General features: G+C 60.1%; 13 protein-coding genes and 2 pseudogenes. 3 read left to right on the top strand and 12 right to left on the bottom strand.

The features are described 5' to 3' along the window. Positions 1–176: 176 nt before the first annotated feature. Positions 177–986, bottom strand: coding sequence for an integrase (locus tag BVU99_RS14000; protein ID WP_099817177.1), 810 nt, complete (start codon positions 984–986; stop codon positions 177–179). A gap of 124 nt (positions 987–1,110) precedes the next feature. On the opposite strand from BVU99_RS14000, the gene BVU99_RS13995 reads away from it, so the two are divergent. Beyond that, positions 1,111–2,292, top strand: a complete 1,182-nt coding sequence (locus BVU99_RS13995) for a HEPN/Toprim-associated domain-containing protein (RefSeq protein ID WP_099817176.1) — start codon at positions 1,111–1,113, stop codon at positions 2,290–2,292. Positions 2,293–2,403: 111 nt separating this feature from the next. On the opposite strand, the gene BVU99_RS13990 is transcribed toward BVU99_RS13995, so the two are convergent. From BVU99_RS13990 to BVU99_RS13945, 10 genes and pseudogenes are all read right to left on the bottom strand, one after another. Then, complete coding sequence (locus BVU99_RS13990) at positions 2,404–4,182, bottom strand: hypothetical protein (protein WP_099817175.1); 1,779 nt, start codon at positions 4,180–4,182, stop codon at positions 2,404–2,406. Between the two features lie 270 nt (positions 4,183–4,452). Beyond that, positions 4,453–4,713 (bottom strand): DUF2274 domain-containing protein, encoded by a 261-nt coding sequence (locus tag BVU99_RS13985; protein WP_099817174.1) that lies wholly within the window; start codon positions 4,711–4,713, stop codon positions 4,453–4,455. After that, the gene (locus tag BVU99_RS13980) at positions 4,710–6,008 is read right to left on the bottom strand and encodes a TrbI/VirB10 family protein (RefSeq protein ID WP_099817173.1); all 1,299 of its coding nucleotides are present in this window, start codon (positions 6,006–6,008) and stop codon (positions 4,710–4,712) included. Before BVU99_RS13980 ends, BVU99_RS13985 begins: the two co-directional genes overlap by 4 nt. Before the next feature lie 2 nt (positions 6,009–6,010). Beyond that, positions 6,011–7,024: a P-type conjugative transfer protein TrbG gene (gene trbG, locus BVU99_RS13975; RefSeq protein ID WP_099817172.1), complete on the bottom strand. Its 1,014-nt coding sequence runs from the start codon at positions 7,022–7,024 to the stop codon at positions 6,011–6,013. Next, on the bottom strand, positions 7,021–7,725 hold the full coding sequence (gene trbF / locus BVU99_RS13970; protein WP_099817171.1) for a conjugal transfer protein TrbF: 705 nt from the start codon (positions 7,723–7,725) through the stop codon (positions 7,021–7,023). The genes trbG and trbF overlap by 4 nt, the downstream gene beginning before the upstream one ends. A gap of 24 nt (positions 7,726–7,749) precedes the next feature. Beyond that, the gene (gene trbL, locus BVU99_RS13965) at positions 7,750–9,129 is read right to left on the bottom strand and encodes a P-type conjugative transfer protein TrbL (protein ID WP_099817170.1); all 1,380 of its coding nucleotides are present in this window, start codon (positions 9,127–9,129) and stop codon (positions 7,750–7,752) included. Between the two features lie 10 nt (positions 9,130–9,139). After that, positions 9,140–9,901, bottom strand: a complete 762-nt coding sequence (trbJ, locus tag BVU99_RS13960) for a P-type conjugative transfer protein TrbJ (RefSeq protein ID WP_099817169.1) — start codon at positions 9,899–9,901, stop codon at positions 9,140–9,142. After that, a pseudogene (trbE, locus tag BVU99_RS13955) lies at positions 9,898–12,018 on the bottom strand (conjugal transfer protein TrbE); the annotation flags it as partial. The pseudogene trbE and the gene trbJ, both read right to left, overlap by 4 nt. Beyond that, positions 11,972–12,133, bottom strand: a pseudogene (locus tag BVU99_RS13950) (DNA-binding protein); the annotation flags it as partial. The pseudogenes BVU99_RS13950 and trbE, both read right to left, overlap by 47 nt. 110 nt (positions 12,134–12,243) lie before the next feature. Then, positions 12,244–13,005, bottom strand: a complete 762-nt coding sequence (locus BVU99_RS13945) for a DUF2285 domain-containing protein (RefSeq protein WP_099817168.1) — start codon at positions 13,003–13,005, stop codon at positions 12,244–12,246. A 616-nt stretch (positions 13,006–13,621) separates the two neighbouring features. On the opposite strand from BVU99_RS13945, the gene BVU99_RS13940 reads away from it, so the two are divergent. Together BVU99_RS13940 and BVU99_RS13935 are read left to right on the top strand one after the other, a co-directional pair. Beyond that, the gene (locus BVU99_RS13940) at positions 13,622–13,927 is read left to right on the top strand and encodes a helix-turn-helix transcriptional regulator (protein ID WP_099817167.1); all 306 of its coding nucleotides are present in this window, start codon (positions 13,622–13,624) and stop codon (positions 13,925–13,927) included. Next, on the top strand, positions 13,914–14,786 hold the full coding sequence (locus BVU99_RS13935) for a DUF4238 domain-containing protein (protein WP_099817166.1): 873 nt from the start codon (positions 13,914–13,916) through the stop codon (positions 14,784–14,786). Before BVU99_RS13940 ends, BVU99_RS13935 begins: the two co-directional genes overlap by 14 nt. 257 nt (positions 14,787–15,043) lie before the next feature. Here the strand turns inward: BVU99_RS13935 and BVU99_RS13930 are convergent, their stop codons facing one another. After that, positions 15,044–17,113, bottom strand: a complete 2,070-nt coding sequence (locus BVU99_RS13930; RefSeq protein ID WP_099817165.1) for a ParB/RepB/Spo0J family partition protein — start codon at positions 17,111–17,113, stop codon at positions 15,044–15,046. Positions 17,114–17,119 lie beyond the last annotated feature (6 nt).

Raw genomic sequence — 17,119 nt, 5'->3', positions numbered from 1 at the left:
CGATAGGAAGCCTGAGCATGCTGCATCAGTGCCAATAGCTCGCAGACGGCGGATACCCTCTCGTCTCCAAGAACGAAGAACGCACGGCCCAAAGCTGCGCGTTCGAGGCATCGTCACCAACGGAAATGCATTACTCACCTTCCAGGATAACGCGCCTCAAAGGCACTGCGTCTTCCTTAAACACCGTTTACATGGGAGGGCGCTTTCACAGAAGCTAGGGACGCGGTGTTGTGGAGGCGGATCGCGGCTTCGTGCTCCCTGACCAACTTTTGGAAAGACTCAAATGTTCGATGAGCGCGATCACACTGAATTTCCAGGTGTTCGACGATATGCGGCAGCGTCAGGGCCGGAGTCTCCCCAAAGCCGTAGGTCACGGCACCTGTAGCCTTGTTTACCTGTCGCGTCACCAAATTGGAGATCCCGAGCACGATCCGAGGTGAGAACCGATGGTTGTAGGCGTTTCGGAAGTCGTGGGTAGCCGCCTGGTAGTCCTTGGCTCCGACTTTCTCCAGTCGAGTCTTGAAAGTGTTGTAACGCTTCCAAGCTTTCCCGTACTTGTCTGCCGCATCGAACCAAACCTCCCCATCCAGCGGAAATTCGTCCTTCCATATAGCCCCTTGCTTCGCGCGATTGGCTTGATGACACAGATGCGCAGAGGCGAAAATGAAGCGCGAACGGATTACATATGGCAGATTGAGCGCGACAGTAGCCACCGGATCAACGAAATCAACGGCAGCATCCAGTTGCTGCTGTTGAGCCATCGGAGCCAGCAGGTCGCGCCAAGCAGCCAACTGATGCGTGTAACCTACGAGCTCGTTCAGCGCGTTTGCCAATTCTCCGGAGAACTCGTTGAACATCTGACTATAGGGCAACCAGACCATATGCAGAGCCTGAGGAAGTGCCCCCCATTCATATGGGGCGTATTTCCCCTTAAAAGGAGTGCTCTCCAGCATCCATCGGTATTGTCGATAGGTTTCGATCGTCATATATTTTACGATAGTAGACCACGCTCGTCACTAGCCATAGATTGGCAATGAGGCCAATAAAAAATAGCACCAAAAAACCGTTCATAACTGAGGCACAGCCTCCTTATTGCATAGAGATTTTTAAATGTCCAGTTGGGCCGATATCAAGTTAGATGGACAAACCATCCTCACCACTCAAAATCACTTCAGTACATGGTTCTTTCGCAATAAGGAGCGAGTGATTGAAAAGAATCCCACGACGGGCGACACCCTCTATAAGTATGTGATGTCGGGTGAAACCCTGCGGCGACGCTTGGAGTTGGATGGCCACAACATGGCAAGCCTCCAGAGGGAGTTCAATAAGCAACTTGCACAGATGAAATCTGACTGTGAGGAGATGATCGACATTGACCCTGATGGCAAGACAAAAGAACTGTTGCCGATCCTAGCCGAATCGACACTTGCCGACTGGCTACAGAGGCTTCGAAAAATTGTTGAGCAAAAGTTAGAAAGAATTCATTTTGGTGAGGTCGACAAGGAATTCGGTGACACGTTGCTCAACTTTATGATGAGCGCCGATGGATACTATTTCAGTGACAATCCCGGAGCTGGCGACTACAACTTCCCTTGCCAAACATACGAGGGCTACGCAATCGCACTACTTGAGGTACTTCCGAAGAATATTGAGTGCGTTCTTGACATCAGCGAACTGATAGCAGGTGGCTGGACAAATGCCTTCGATGACTTGGTTGAGTTCAAACAGGATTTCACCACTTTCTATGGCATCTTCAAAGCATCACTTGAGGACATCTCGGCGTTAACACAGATTGCACCTGATAACAAAACACTGGCTCGCATGCTCTATGCCGCCGTGATCTCTGCAATGGAAACCTATCTCTCTGATACCCTCAGGAAACAGGTATTCGTGAAGCCAGCGATCAAACGCAGATTCGTTGAAGCGCACGGAAAATTTAAGGGCAACCATCTTGACTTGAGCGACATCTACACATGGCTTGAGAAATTGGATTCGTTTATTACTGATGTCATCGACTCAGAGAGCTTCCACAATATCGTAAGCGTCAACAAGCTGTACAAGAATGTGCTGCTGACCGATATTCCAAAGCTACACATGGACAAGCTGGTGAAGGCCATCGCAATACGCCATGACATTGTTCATCGCAATGGCAAGACCCTCGACGGGATCATCCATCAACTAACGATGGATGAGGTTCACCAGCTCGTCCTGGATGTCGACGCCGCCATTCAGCACATTGACAAGCAGATCAAAGATGGGCTTCTAGACGATCTTGACGAAGAAGATCTATGACAAATTCGCAAGACATGAGTGCCGGAAGACCAGCGACATACTTTGCGGAGCCGACAGCTAGATAACACACCACCGGCAAACTCAGTCCGGCGACGCCCACCTCCCCTCTGGCTACGATGCTGCGGCTGGCTGACAAACAGCCTCAAGGATCGCCTGCAGTGCAAGAGCAGTTGATCTAAGTAGTTGCTTGCACTGCTCCACGCCATCCGCATCTAGGTCTACCCGCGCCAACTTAAAGGCTCCGTCAATGCTGCTTGATGCAGGATGCGCATCGCCGAGACGAAGATCGTAAACGCCTACGAGTGGCCCCATGATTTCCCGCGACTTCACGTCCCCCACTTTCGCAGCAAGATAGGCATCCAGCAGCTTCAAGGAGCCGAGGCCGGGCTTAGTGCCTGGTGGCACAAGTTCTCGCATCCGAGCTACGTCGATCGCATCCGCCGTCGCCCTCGCGATGTCCTTAGCCAAGGACAGCACGCCGGCGCGGCCATTGAGACCGCGAAAGCGATGTATTGTGTCCAGCATGCCAGCTTTGTCGGGATGGTCATGAAAGAGGGGTGAGCCATGCAGTTTGACGAAAGCACCGTCGAGGGCTTCCAGCATCCGTTGAAAATAGTTTTCAGGGGCTTCAGTTTTAGCTGGTTCGCACCTCATCTGCGCATCGAGCAACTCCGCGCAAGCAGGCCCGGCTGGCGCCACGTTGTGCCCAAACCATACCTGCTGTTGCCACTGGGCTTTATTTGCGATGTCTTCTGCGTAAACATTGACTAAACCCGCAGCATCAATACCGAAATGAACTCCTTCGTTTGGCGAACACTGCACAGAGCCTGTACTTTCCGTGTACCAAGACAGCGCGCTACCGCGATAGCTGAGTAGTACCCCGATGACCTGAGGTCGGAAGTACAGCCAACGGCCAATGTCCTCGCGATTTAGCTCCGTCGCAGTCATCGTGGTGCCAGCCGCATCAACAACATAACGCAGCCCGTCCCCGGGCTTGTCGCCTCGCACTCTAACGCTGTGGTCACTGGGCTCGATCCAAGCCTCTCGCCACAACTCGCCAGTGACCCTGTAGCCGACGCGGCCTCCAGGCTGCACGAAAGTCCTAGCCTCATAACCTGTATTTTCATTCGTCTCTGCACCAAAGACCTGAGCATCTTGTTCTGGGTCGACATCAGTGCGCCAAGTTTTGAACACCGCTAAGCCGGCACCTGGCGGGCCTCCATCGGGGCCAATCGCATGGATTTTCAGACTGAGGCGCTCAAAAGGCTCTTCAATCTCAGCACCATTCTCGCCCCAGCTTAGATGGTCGATGTTCTCTACGATCTCGCTCCTCTGATGGAACTGCACTAGTCGCAGAGCCAAACCTCGAGCGCACAGATAGTCGCGTAGAAAGTCGGATTTGATCTCAATGGCAACGACTTCGCCCACAGCGTTACGACGCTGACGGATGACCTCGACATAACCTTCATCGACCTTCAGTAATGAATCACCTTCCTGTAACAGCCCCAATGCGATGACGAGATCAGGGTGCACTATCCATTGGTTCGGATGGTCTCCGCTGACGCGGTGGACCAGCACAAGCGAGAAGCCAATAGGCTGCCCATCGTTGTACCAAACCACATCAGCCGGCTTGTATGGATGGTCCTTGGATGCATATGACTTCGTGTCGATCAGCCCCAAGTCCTGCCAGCCTAATCTCGCCTCCACAAGCTCGCGAAATTCAGGATAGATGACGACCGCACCAACGCCGTCAAACTCCTCTAGGCTACCCACGGTTGAATCGTCGCCTTCATTAGCCAATGTCTCGTTACGTCTAAGAGGAATCCAAACGGCTGTATCCCACCGTCTGCGACGAATATCCCCCATCTCGAACCAAGCTTGCTCCTCCATTCACCTCTCCTAATTGTTTATCGCCCCGGTATCGGACAGCAACCTTAGCCTTGGCTCCTATAGAGTAAGACTACGAAATTTGATGATATTTGAAAAGTATGCAAGGGCGTCGCCCAGAGGACAGGACGGCTTATAACCCTAAGCACCTGCATACCTGTAGTGCCCGGCTATGCAGTTGCAGGCCATCCCGCAACCCATCAACCACTTGGAGAGCGAAGATCCGGAGTTGGCAACCCTCTACGGAACAAACAGCCGAACTGCAGTGGTCGATCACATCGTGGTACTTTCCCCCTCCTTTGGCATCGATGCCTCGGGACTAATTCCCTTCTTGAATCCCCGATCCCCCGCCATGAAAGCATCCAGCATATGCGGGATCAGCGTCATTGCATCGACTGCCTCACCATACGTCTGCGAATGTAGTGCAGCGTAACGATCGAGGTCAGCCTTCAAGCTGGCCGGGCATGCAAAAGTCAGTTTGATACTTTCCGTCTTGGGCAACGGCCCAAGACGCAGTTTCTTGGTCACGCTCATTGCGAAGCTCCTCGGTTGAAAAATAACGGCTGGTACGGCCGCAGCACGAGATCGCGGTTGACGATGATGCGCACCGGCAAGCCTGGCCGTGCCGTCAAGGTCGGCTGAATATTGAGATTACGTCTCGTCACTTCCTGTCCGACTTGGTTCACCGTGTCTTGCACGCTGCCGCGGCCGGCGATGATGATGCGGTTGCCGTCTTGGCGGTTTTCCGGGGCGGCCAGCTCGGCGCCAACCCCCACCAGGGTCGTCAGCGCTGCTCCCGCGAATATCCGATCCCAATGCCAGTCCACGCCATCCTCCAGCCCCGCATACCCGGCCGGATCAGTGCCCACCAAGTTGTCTATAGTCAGTGAAGATGTGTCGGGCATGATGATGCGATTCCATGCCACCTGAATCCTGCTCTGCCCATAGCTGACCCGGCTGTTGTGCTTGCCCATGATGCGTGAGCCAGGAGGGATCAAGGGATAGCGGCCGGTGGCTGAATCGTAGACCGTTTCTGTCACCGTAGCGATCACGTCACCCGGAAGATCGGAGTTGATGCCCGTCACCAAAGCTGCTGGAATGACCGTTCCCGCCATGACCTGGTATGGCGAGGCTGGCATTTGCAGGCTACCGGAATTCTGGGTTCCTGTAGGACTGCCTTTCAAGAACGTTTCTTTCTGCTCCTGCCCATTTTGCGTAGCAGTCGGATCGGATGACTGCGCCACCGAAGCCGGCCCGGCGGCGAGCGGCTCGAAGGCTGCAAGTGTGCTTGCACTGCCGGGCACCTGTGGCGCCAGTTGCGCTGCTGTGGGGCTGGTCTGGCCTGAATTACCCGAACGAAAGAATACCGGCGAAGCCGCAGCAGCTTCCTCTTCCTTGCGCAAGGCATCGGCGGGATCGTGACTGGGGGCCGCATAGGTGGCCACGGCGGGCTGCTGTGAGTTCACGATGGCCGGCCCCAGGTCACCCGGCAGTGGCGGCCCCAGCTCGGGGACGTCGAGCGGCAAGGCTGGCGGCAGCTTCGAGTAGTCGGCAGGCAGGCCATCCAGCCCTTCAGACTTAGAGACACGATCAACGTTGTAAAGCTCGGTCTGCTCACTGACTCCGCGCCGCTGCGGTTGCAACGACCAGATGGTGGCCACGAGTAGGGTGGCCGACAGGCCTCCGGCGAGCATGGCCAGCGTGCGCTGGTTCAGGCGAGTGACCGGGCGCGGCTGGGCTCGCAGCGCAACCGCCTCCGGTGCCACCTTACCCCTCTGTGGCGCGGCGAAGTCGGGAATGTCGTCCTGTGGAGTGTTGTCCTGGCTCATGGTCAGTTCCTCCGCGCTGCGCCTGCAGCCCCGTCATTGCGTTCAATCCGCACAATGTCGCCCTTGTCCCCTCCGAGCCGCAGTTCGGCCGCGCCGAACAGCCGATCCACAATGTAGTACGGCGAGCGGAAGCGATAGTTCACCAGTTGCCCATCACCCTGTGCGCCAATGACGAACAAAGGCGGCAGCTCGCCCTGAGCGATACGCGCAGGGAACTGGATATAGACCTTCTGGCCATCGTCGAAAGCGCGCAGCGGCTTCCACGGCGGATTGCTGCCGCTGATGGCATAGCGAAAGCGCAGGCTTTCCAGCGCCAGCCCAGTATCCACCGGCGCTGCGGCGCTGGCTGCCTGCGCCTGGCGCTGCAACGCCAGCATCAAGTCGCGCGGATACACCCAGGAAACCGATGCCATCCATGTCTTCTCCGTCGAAGTCAGCTCCAGCAGGTAGGTTCTGCGATCGGTGGTAATGACCAGATTTGTCTTGAGGCCCGAGCGGATGGGCTTGACCAGCACGTTCACACGCCGCCCCTTCTCATTGCCATGGTCACTACCGCTAGACGTGTCCCCCACGAGCCAGCGCACCGTGTCACCCGCGGCCACCGTCACCAACGTTTCACCCGGCTGAAGCGATACCACCGTCACGCGGCCCACCGCGGCATAGACCTGGTACAGAGCGCCGTCCGTGAAGGGCCATACCTGGATCGCGTTGACGTAGCCCTCGCGCGTAGGCGCAACGCGCGCCTCTGCATTGGCACGCGAAACACGCACGGTCTCGTCGGCGGGCTCCGCCACTGACGCGGACTCGTCTCGCGCAGGCACCGGCTTCAGTTGCGCCGGCATGGGTAGCACCTCGGGCACGGCTACCACTCCCAGCGGCGCCGGAGGCTCAGGCAACAGCTGCGCCTGCACAGGCTCGTCAAGAGAGATCACGGGCGGCGGTTTGCGCTGCGTAGCGCAGCCCGCGAGGGTCAGCAGAATCAATGGCAAAACGGATTTACAGAAAAGGTTATTCATGACTTCGCTCCTTCGGATACATCCAATTCACGGCTCCACGACAGGCCATTGACGTAGATACCCAGGGGGTTCTTGCGCAAGCGTTCTTCGGTGCGCGGCGGCTGGAACACGATGGACACCACAGCTGTCCATCGCTGCAAGCCTGCAGCCGCGCCGTTCACATAGCGGCGCTCCGTCCAGCGCACATTGAGTGACGTGTCGCTGGCGCGCACGATGCTGGTGATCTGCACCGTTACCGACTCTTTGCCGATGCGCGCGAACGGATCATTCGCCCGCGCATAGTCGTTAAGCACGGCAGCGCCCTTGTCGGTGGTGTAGTCGTAGGCGTCCAGCCAGTTCTGGCGGACGATGACGGGATCGATGGACAGCGAGCGCACCAGTGTGATGAAGCGTGCAATGTGATGCGCCGTCTGGGCATCGCTGGGCCGGTACGGCGTGGCGGCTTCGCCCACGGCACGGATCTGGCCTGCGCTGTCCACCTCCACGACATAGGGGGTGACAATGGACTGCGCCGAGCGCCACACCAGGCCGCCGGCCATCAACAGTGCGAGCGTCAGGCACCCGAATGCCATCAGGCGCCAGTTCTTCGCCTGTACTCGGGCAGAGCCGATGCGCTCATCCCATGCCAGAGCGGCAGACTGGTATGGGGTGGTGGGCTGTGGACTGTCGGCATAGCGCACCTGGGGACGTTTGAATCGCATGGTTAGTTCTCCTTGTGAATGGCTTTAGTCATCGGTGCCGCGCAGGCTTGGGCCTTGCCCTGAACCGCCGCCATCGCCACCGCGCAGCGTGTGGGCGGCGGTGGTCGCGGCCTGGGTGAGTTGCTGGCGGCGCTGCAGCCGCTTGGCCCAGGCAGGCTGTTCGTTCTTCTGCACATCGGCTCCGCCCGGTGCGCCTTCGCCTGAAGTGCCTTGGCCTTCGGAGGCGCCAGCGTCAGGTGCCGGGCCGTTCCAGCCGGCGCGAAACGGTGCAGCAATCCGCTGCCCGGCAGCGGAAACCTGAGAGACGGCGCCGCGCCCGGCAGCTTGTGCGCCAACCTTGGCGACATTGCCCAGGCCAGCCATCACCCCCTTTGCACCACCGCCGGCTGCGGCGGACCCCGTCTGGAACGCCGACTTCGCGCTGCTGCCAGCCGACGAGGCGGCACGCGCGCCGCTGCCAGCCAGCTTGGCGGCCGCTGGGGCCATGCGCGCCCCGGCCATGACTGCGCTGCCCACGCCGGCCGTGGCGGCGCCAATGGCCACAGCCGTGCCGGCGGCGCCGACAGCTGCGCCAGCCATCGCGCCCGCACCAAGCTGGGGCGCACCGGAAACGAGGCCCGTGGCGATGCCGGGGCCAAAGATGCCCAGCGCCAGCAAGGTGAGCGAGGCCAGCATGATGACCAAGGCGTGGTCGATGGAAGGCTCAGCCGGCTGGATTTGAAACTGGGCAAACAGGCCGGAGCCGATGCCCACGATCACCGCCAGCACCAAGACCTTGATGCCCGAAGACACCACGTTGCCCAGCACTTTTTCCGCGAGAAAACTCGTCTTGTTCCAGAGCGCGAACGGCACCAGAACGAAGCCGGCCAACGTGGTCAGCTTGAACTCGATCAACGTGACGAAGAGCTGGATAGCCAGCACGAAGAAGCACAGGAGGACGATCATCCAGGCGAGGAACAGCACCACGATGGGCGTGATGTTCACGAACACCTCGGGAAAGCCGGCCAGCTCGCTGAGCTGCTCCAGAATCGGCGCACCGGCGTCGATGCCGGTCTTGGCCAGCCGGCCCGGCTGCAAGAAGCTTTCCATCGTGATGGCCGAGCCGGAGGCCACCAGGCCCAGGCCGGCGAAGGAGCGGAACACGATGCCGGCCAGCGAGTTGAAGTTGCCGATGATGTAGGCAAAGGCGCCTACGTAGAGCACTTTGCGCAGCAGCTTGGCAATCACATCCTCGCCCTGGCCGGTGGCATGGCTCATGGCCCAATACAGGCCGGCGATGGTCATGTCGATGACGATCAGCGTGGCCGTGAGAAAGGCGACTTCGCCTTGCAGCAGTCCGAACCCTGAATCGATGTAGCGCGAGAACGTATCCAGGAAGCGGTCGATGACCGTCACGTCGTTCATGGCGGCCTCCTCAGCGGCTGTAGAAATGGACGGACTGCAGCGTGTAGGGCGTGCCCGCCCCCAGGAAGCGGCGCGTCACCTCGCGGCCGCGCTCGGCGGCGGCGGCCTGCCGAGCCAGCTCCAGAGAGGCGGCGCGATCCTGCGTAAGCTGGAGCCGCTGCGCCTGAATGGATTGCTTGGCCTGCAGGGCAAGCAACTGGTTCGTGGCCTGCATGGCTTGCAGCGCGCCCTGCGCCGACTGGCTCCGGCCCACGAGGTCAGCCAGCACGCTTTCGTCTTCGCCCAGGTTCTGCGACACCTGGGCCTGCATCTGCATGGTGGTCCGCAAGCCCGTGAGGGTGTTCCTCCACCGCTCTTGCGCATCCCTGAGCATCTGGTCGCCGCTGACGGTGGCCGCATACTGCTCGGGGTACAGGCGCTGGAACTCCTTGTCCATGTTCGCCACCTCGTAGGCCAGCCCTTTGGCCTGCGCGATCAGCCGCTGCGTGGTCGCCAGGTTGCTGCGCAACTGGTTCACCACGCTGGACGGAAGGCTCGCCAGATTGCGGGCCTGATTGATGAGCATCTGGGCTTCGTTCTGAAGCTGGCGGATTTGGTTGTTGATCTGGTCCAGCGTGCGGATCGCTGTCAGCGTGTTTTGCACGTAGTTGGTGGGGTCGAACACAATGCGGCCGCCGAACAGCGCGTGGGCGGGCATGGCGGCACCGGCGGACAGTGCGGCGGCTACGACAAGGACAATGCCTTTTCTTTTGAGGGAATGGCGAGCGTTCATGGCGTTTCTCCTGGGAATGGGGAATGGTCAAGCAAGGACGCAGCCCATGGCAGGCCGCGATGGCGCAGCCAGGCGGCTGCAAACGACGGGGTGTCCGCGGATGCCAGCACCGCGTCAATGTCGCGTTGGTCCTGTGGCGTGGAAGCCCCTGCAAAGGCGAGCGTCGCTGGCCCCAGGTCCAGATCGAACAGACGGTTGCCCAGGCGTGATTGGTAGTAGTAGTCGCGCTTTGCGGTAGCAGTGGCGATGATCTCAATCTGTCGGGAGTTCAGCCCGAAGCCCTCGTAAATCGTGCGGATCTGCGGCTCGCTTGCCTGCGGGTTCGGAAGGAAGATGCGGCTGGCGCAGCTCTCGATGATCGCGGGCGCGATGCTCGAATCCTTGATGTCGGCAAGGCTCTGTGTGGCAAAGATGACGCTCACGTTCTTCTTGCGCAGCGTCTTGAGCCACTGGCGGATGCGCGCGGCGAATACCGGGTCATCGAGGAACAGCCATGCTTCATCAAGGATCAGCAGCGTGGGCGCCCCGTCGAAGCGTTCATCGAAGCGCGCAAAGAGGTAATGCAGCACGGCCATGACAGCAGCCTTGCTGTGCATCAGCTCCTCCATCTCGAAGCCCTGCACGTCGGCCATGCCCAGACGGTCATGCTCGGCATCCAGCAGCTTGCCGTGCGCGCCGCCAAGCACATAGAGTGCGAGCGCCTGACGCAGCGTGTTCGATTGCAGCAGCACGGAAAGGCCGGTCATCGTGCGCTGCTCTACCGGCGCCCCGGCAAGGCTTTCCAGTGCCGACCAGATGGCGGCCTTCTCGTCAGGGCCAACGGCTACGCCTTCGTGCAGCAAGCGGCCTTCGACCCATTCGGCCGCCCAGGTGGGGTAGCCCTCGCTGTCGATGCGCGCCAGCGGCTGGAAAGCGATCCCGCCATCCACCCCGAGGTCGTAGTGCTCGCCGCCCAGCCCGAGGATCGTGGCACGCATCGAGCGCCCCATATCGAAGGCGAAGATACGCGCGCCGGGATAGCGGCGAAACTGCATCGCCAGCGTGGCAAGCAAGACCGACTTGACCATGCCGGTGGGGCCGGCCACCAGTGTGTGCCCCACATCGCCGATGTGCGTGACCAGCCGAAACGGCGTCGCGCCTTCGGTGCGGGTCACGATCAGCGGCGGACCATCGAGATGGTCATTGCGCTCGGGGCCCGCCCACACGGCCGACATTGGCATCAAGTGCGCCAGGTTCAGCGTCGAGACAATGGGCTGGCGGACATTGGCGTAGGCATGGCCAGGGATCGAGGACAACCACGCATCCACGGCATTGAGTGTTTCGGGAATGGTCACAAATCCCCGGCCCTGGATGACACGTTCCACCCTGCGCAGCTTCTCGTCGGCCACGGCGGCGTCCGTGTCCATGACCGCCACGGTCGCAGTCACATAGCCGAAGGCTACCTGATCGCTGCCCAGCTCCTGCAACGCCGCGTCCGCATCGGCTGCCTTGTTGTTGGCGTCGGTATCAACCAGAGGGCTTTCTTGCTGGAAGATGGTTTCGCGCAGCAGCGCGATGACGTTCTTGCGCTTGGCGAACCACTGGCGGCGCAGGCGAGAGAGTTCTTTTTCCGCCTCGGTTTTGTCCAGGCAAAGAAAGCGCGTACTCCAGCGGTACGCAAAGCCCATGCGGTTGAGGTCGTCCAGCATTCCCGGCCAGGTCGATGTCGGGAATCCCCGCACCGATACCACCCGCAGGTGCTGGTCGCCAAGCATCGGTGCCAGGCCGCCGGCCAGTGCGCAGTCGCTCAGCAGCGCATCGAGGTGGAACGGCACCTCGGGCATCGCCAGCGGATAGCGCCGCGTCGAGATGGCCGCATGCAGGTAGGTCAGCGTCTGCCCATCATCCAGCCAGGCGATTTCCGGCAACACACCATCGAGAAGGTCAAAGACCCGATCCGTCTCCGCCACGAAGGCCGTCAGGCGCTCGCGCCAGTCCACGCCTTCAGAGGGCCGGTTCTCGTACAGCAAACCCGCAGCGTGGGCGCGGGACTCCTGCGGCGGCAGATATTGCAACGTGAAGTGGTAGACGCTCTCGAAATGGCTGTCCGATGCCTCGTTTCTCCAGCGTGCGCGGCGACAGCCGCAGGTATTCTGCAGCTTCGTCGTTGGTCAGATAGCGCTGGGGCTGCGCGGGCACAGCGACAGCAGCAGTGGAAGCGGTCACAGGGGGCCGCAAGGGAGCGGGTCGCATGGGGTGGTCCTCCATCAAGCCCGGCCACACCACGCAGCCGGATGGAAGTACTTTCAAGAAAGCAAGGCTGTTTGCTAAGGGACGTTCTGCAAGGGACGCGAAACGTCCCCCTAGCGCAGCGGGAACGGCGGAAGCTGTGCCAGGCGGCGGTAGCCGCCGTGCATCAGCGCATCGCCACGGCGCACCAGCCGCCGCACGCGGGCGCGCAAGGCGCTGTCTTTGTGCCAGTCGGCCGCGACGGCATCCGCGCCAAACAGCCCATCGGCGACCTCCCGCAGGGACGCACCTGCCTGGGTAGCATCGAGTGCTTGCAAGGTATGCAATTCCATCAGCGCGGCGGCCGTAGGCCGGGAGCGGGCTGCTGCAGGCAGGACATCCATGGCCGTGGCCTCAAGTTCAGCAATGAGCGTGCGATAGCGCGCGTAGGGCTTGGCCAGCGCGCGAATGGCGTAGAAATAAGCCATACCGTCCTCCAGGCCCGGTCCAAGGGCGAGCCGCAGGCGGCGGCCCGGCCAGTGCGATGTGAGGACCAGGCGCTTGCCGTCGTGGGTCAGTTGCTTGTGCCCAGGGACACCCCAAAACGCGAAGGCTTGCGCCGTGGGCGGCGGATCGGTGTCAGGGTGAAGCTGAACCTCAGTATCGTGATGGGGAAGCCAAGTTGGATGCGCATCGCGTGCGTCCAAGGCGGGATCTTCCAGAAAGCGCAGGCCCCACGCCTGCGCCGTTTCTGGCTGACGATGACGGTGCAGCCAGTCAAGCCGGTATTGGGGGCTTCTGCGCAAGTATTCCCAAGCCAGCGCGGGGCCATCGAGGTGCAGCGTGTACAGATACGCTGCGGTCGGATACCACTGCCCAGTGTTCGATCCCATCATGGCGCTGCCCCTCCGTCGATAAGCAGGAACGTCGCTCTATACCGTCACGCGGCAGCTATCGAGTAGCCATCGAGCCGCCATCGGAATCGGGGTAAGCTGTGTCTGCCGGGGCAAGACCGAGGACGCCAAGGCATGGCAGAGATTGTCTTAATGCGACGGCTGCAACGCCGGAAATTGGCTTGCAGCATCGGACACCATGCCGCAGCACACGCCAGAGATCATGACTATTTTGAGCGCAGGCGTGGCGCCACACAACACAGTGTGGATTCAGATGGGCCGTGTATCGACTGAGATAGAAATAGTCAGAATGCGCCCCGACGCGAGATACCTGGTCGGGGTGCTGCATCACTCCTGAGACCGGCGACCCGAGGCCAATCCAGCGGCTGAATGACCATCGGCAAGATCGAGTGAAGCCACAAATCCGCAAAGACACGAAAGAGCATTGCCGGAAGTCAGGAAAGACACGGATGCGTTTCCCTGGGTGTGAGGAAATCCGCCGATACGGATTTCCGTAAAAGCACGGAATAGCTAAACAGTCGCACGAAATGAACACTATAGATTGTAGCTCTATAGGGCTCAATGGGCTGTCATCTTGGCTTTTGAGGGAAGAGCATAGGTGACAGCGAAGAACTCATTGGCAGTGGCGATACGAACAGTAAGAAAAGCGCGTGGCTTGAGCCAGGAGGCATTCTCCGACGTGTCCAGCCGCACTTACCTGAGTACGCTGGAGCGGGACTTGAAGAGCCCGACGATCAACAAATTGGCCGAGTTGTGCGAAGTGATGGACGTGCATCCGCTCACATTGCTGACGCTGGCGTATGCCGGCGACAGCACACGTAAGATGGAACTGCTCCTGGCACAAGTCCGGCAGGAACTTGAACAGCTCATAACAGACCAAGAAGGAAAGCATGGAGAAGTTTGAAAAAAAGAATCATCACTACGTCCCTCAGTATTGGCAACGTGGTTTCAAAGGATCGGATGGCTATCTGTACGGCAAGTTCGGCTCAATCATCAGGCGCGTATCGCCAAAAAGGATCATGCAACGCGACTGGCTTTACACGGTTTTTGATGATCAATGGAATCCATCGGACACGCTGGAAGACACACTCTCCACGGTAGAAGCCAAGCATGCGCAACTGTTTCGGCAGCTACACACACCTGGCTACATGCCAACACCCGGTGATCGAGATCAAATTTGCCAAGCATTGGCTTTACAGGCAAGCCGCCATCCAGACGTTCTGGCGCGCAGCCATAAGCTCGCAAAGGAGTTCGGAGCCTTCCTCGCGGATGCTCACTCCATGTCTCTTGATGAATTCACATGCCGTGCCTCGACATTCGGTATCCATGACACGGACGCGCATACTTTCTACACGGTGCTTGCTCAGAAAACGGAAGAACAATTGGCTTCCGAGCTAGCCGATTTGCACGCTCTTTCACCCCAGTCACCAGAGCTTCCCGAACAGGAAGCGCTTTTGGCAGCACCCCAGATCGCGGACGTTATAAAAACGCTGGAATTGTGTTTGTTGGACGCTCCTTCTGGCGAAGCATTTGTGCTTGGTGATACCCCGCTTCCACAATCCAACTTGGGGCTTGGTTTTTCAGTTCCGCTGTCGAAGTCGCTTGCTGTGTGTGCGACCCAAGCCCAAAGTACGATCACGCCAACAACGGTAGCTCGGCGAATCGCCAACACCGCAGAGGTTAGAGCGATCAATGGCGTTCAAGCCGACAATGCGGCGCAAGTTGTCGTGGGCCCCTCAGTTGATCTTTTATCCAAGCTGTAGAGAAAGCGGGTCTGGCTTGGAATGTTGCCGGCACGCAGTTGCCGTGCTTGGGGTTTCAAGGTTTTCTCGCGCGCAAGGCTACTTGCGCGCACGCCCTCAGCCGCCTGACCAAGGGCGGTTGAGGGAAAATCCGGGCGCGGCCGTCGCCGCGCCCGGATTTTTTTGCCACCGGCCCCAAAGCGGAACGGCTCGGGGCCGGTGCTGATCGGACAGCAAAACGCCCTGGCCGAAACCAAGGCGCTTGCTAACATAAATGATCACGCGGCCAGTGCTTCGACCTTCGACTGCTCATCTACCACGGCGGCATTCTCCAGCGCTTCGGCTTCGGTTGCCGCATCCTGCCCGGCCTGCTGCGTACTTTCGGCACGGAAGATGGCAGGCATCCAGCCAGTGCCACCAGTCAACCGTTCGGCCTCACTGACAATGTCGCCCTTCTTCAACTTCGCCAGCCGGGTGACGTGCGAGGGAGCAAATTCGCCCACGGCTTCCAGAATCGCGGCCTTCGGCACATGCCGGAAGTAGCCCTCGCTGGTCGGTTTCCACCATGCTGCCATGTCCAACTCCATGGCCTGCGCCAGTTCTGCGCCGGGCTGATGCGCCGTGGCGCGAGGTGTCACTACGTCCACCGTGGAAGCCACACACACGGCCAGCAGCTTGACCAGTTCGTCTTGCGGCTTCACCAGCAGTGCGGCAAACAGTTCGGCGCTGTCCTCGGGCAAGGCTTCGCCTGCCACCTGTTGCAGTTCTCGCAGCGCCACAGCGGCCGGAGAGTGAGGCATGTCCGGGGCCATGCCTTCCAACCGGTCTTGCACTTTGAGGCTGACGCCCAGCGGCAAGCTATGGCCGTAGTGGCGGCTCTGCAAGACGGTCTGCACCATGCCATGCACCACGGCAGCCAGCGCCACTTGCGGGTGCCGGGCAACTTCGATTTGCAGCGCTGCCGTGCGGTGGGCGCTCAACTGCTGCGCCAGCTTATCGGACATGTCAGCGGTCTTGGGCGACCTGCCATCGTTCTTGTCCTCGCCTTCGTCGCCACACCCGGCAGTGCCTTCACTGCCTCCCCCCTGCCGCAGCCTTTCCAGCGTGCGCAGCGCCTTGGCTTCGGCCTCGCGCAGCAGCCCGCGATGCACCATGGGCTTGCCGTTGCGGTCGATGGTGACGATAGCACCGGCTGCGGCTTTTACGTTCGGGCTAAAGTCCTGCAAGCCGTCTTCCAGCGCTTGCAACTGCTGGCCCAAGGCTTCACCTTCTTCCTGCAAGGTCTCGGCCTTGTCCTCGTCCCCTGCATCCATGGCGGCGTCAATGACATTTCCAAGCTCCCACATCTTGGCTTGCAGCTTTTCGATGCGTAGGGCTTCGCGCTTGTTCGGGCTGCGGCGCTCCTTCGGTGCCTGCTGGAAAGAATGCAGGTCGGCGTAAGTCATGGCGGGCGTGGCATCCACCCAAGCCCAGCCCTCGGCGCGAACAGCGGCGGCAATGTCCGCCAGCTTGCCTTGTGCCAACTGCTCCAGCAATGCGGCGTCAAGCAGATACACGCCCGCATCGCCTTCCGCGAACAGGTCGCGCCGGGTGCCACCGCCTGCCTGCTCGTACACATCCAACCCCACAAACCGCACCAGCGGATGCCGGTAGGCGTCGATTTCGCGCTCGGTGAGGCGTTCGCGCAGAGCGGACGGCTGGCGCTGCCATGTCGGCGCATCGTAGAAGGCGCTTTCCTGCGCGGCGTGGTCGTCGGTGATGGACAAGGCCATCAATTGATCGAGCGTGACAGCATCGGCCCGATAGTCGGCCATCAGGCGCGGCGAGACATTCGCCAGTTTCAAGCGCCGTTGCACCACCAGCGGCGTAACGGAGAAATCCGCCGCTATGTCCTCGATGGGGCGGCCTTCGGCCACCAGTCCCGCGAAGGCTTCAAACTGGTCTGCCGGGTGCATGTCCTCGCGCTGCACGTTCTCGGTGAGGCTGGCGGTGCGTGCCGTGCCATCGGCCACCAGAAGGCAAGGCACTTCCCAATCTTTGGCGATGCGGTGCTTTTTCGCCAACAGCTTGAGGGCTGCGAGGCGACGGCCACCGGCAACCACTTCGTAATGCTCGCCATCGGCGGCAAGAATCACGATGAGGTTTTGCAGCAGGCCGACACGCTGAATGGATGCGGCCAGCTCGGGGATGGACATGCGCGGAGTCTTGCGCACGTTGCGGCCCACAGGGCGCAGCACTAGCCGCGACAGCGGCACCAGAATCAGGTTCTTGGTCGGGTCGGCAGCTTCCAACGGAATAGCTGCGGCGGTGTTGAGGGCGCGGGCTTCGGTTTGGGTCATTGCGTTCATGGTTCG

The organism is Serratia sp. OLAL2, from assembly GCF_002752475.1.
Classification (GTDB): Bacteria; Pseudomonadota; Gammaproteobacteria; order Enterobacterales; family Enterobacteriaceae; genus Serratia; species Serratia bockelmannii.
This window is presented reverse-complemented; position numbering and strand designations above follow the sequence as displayed.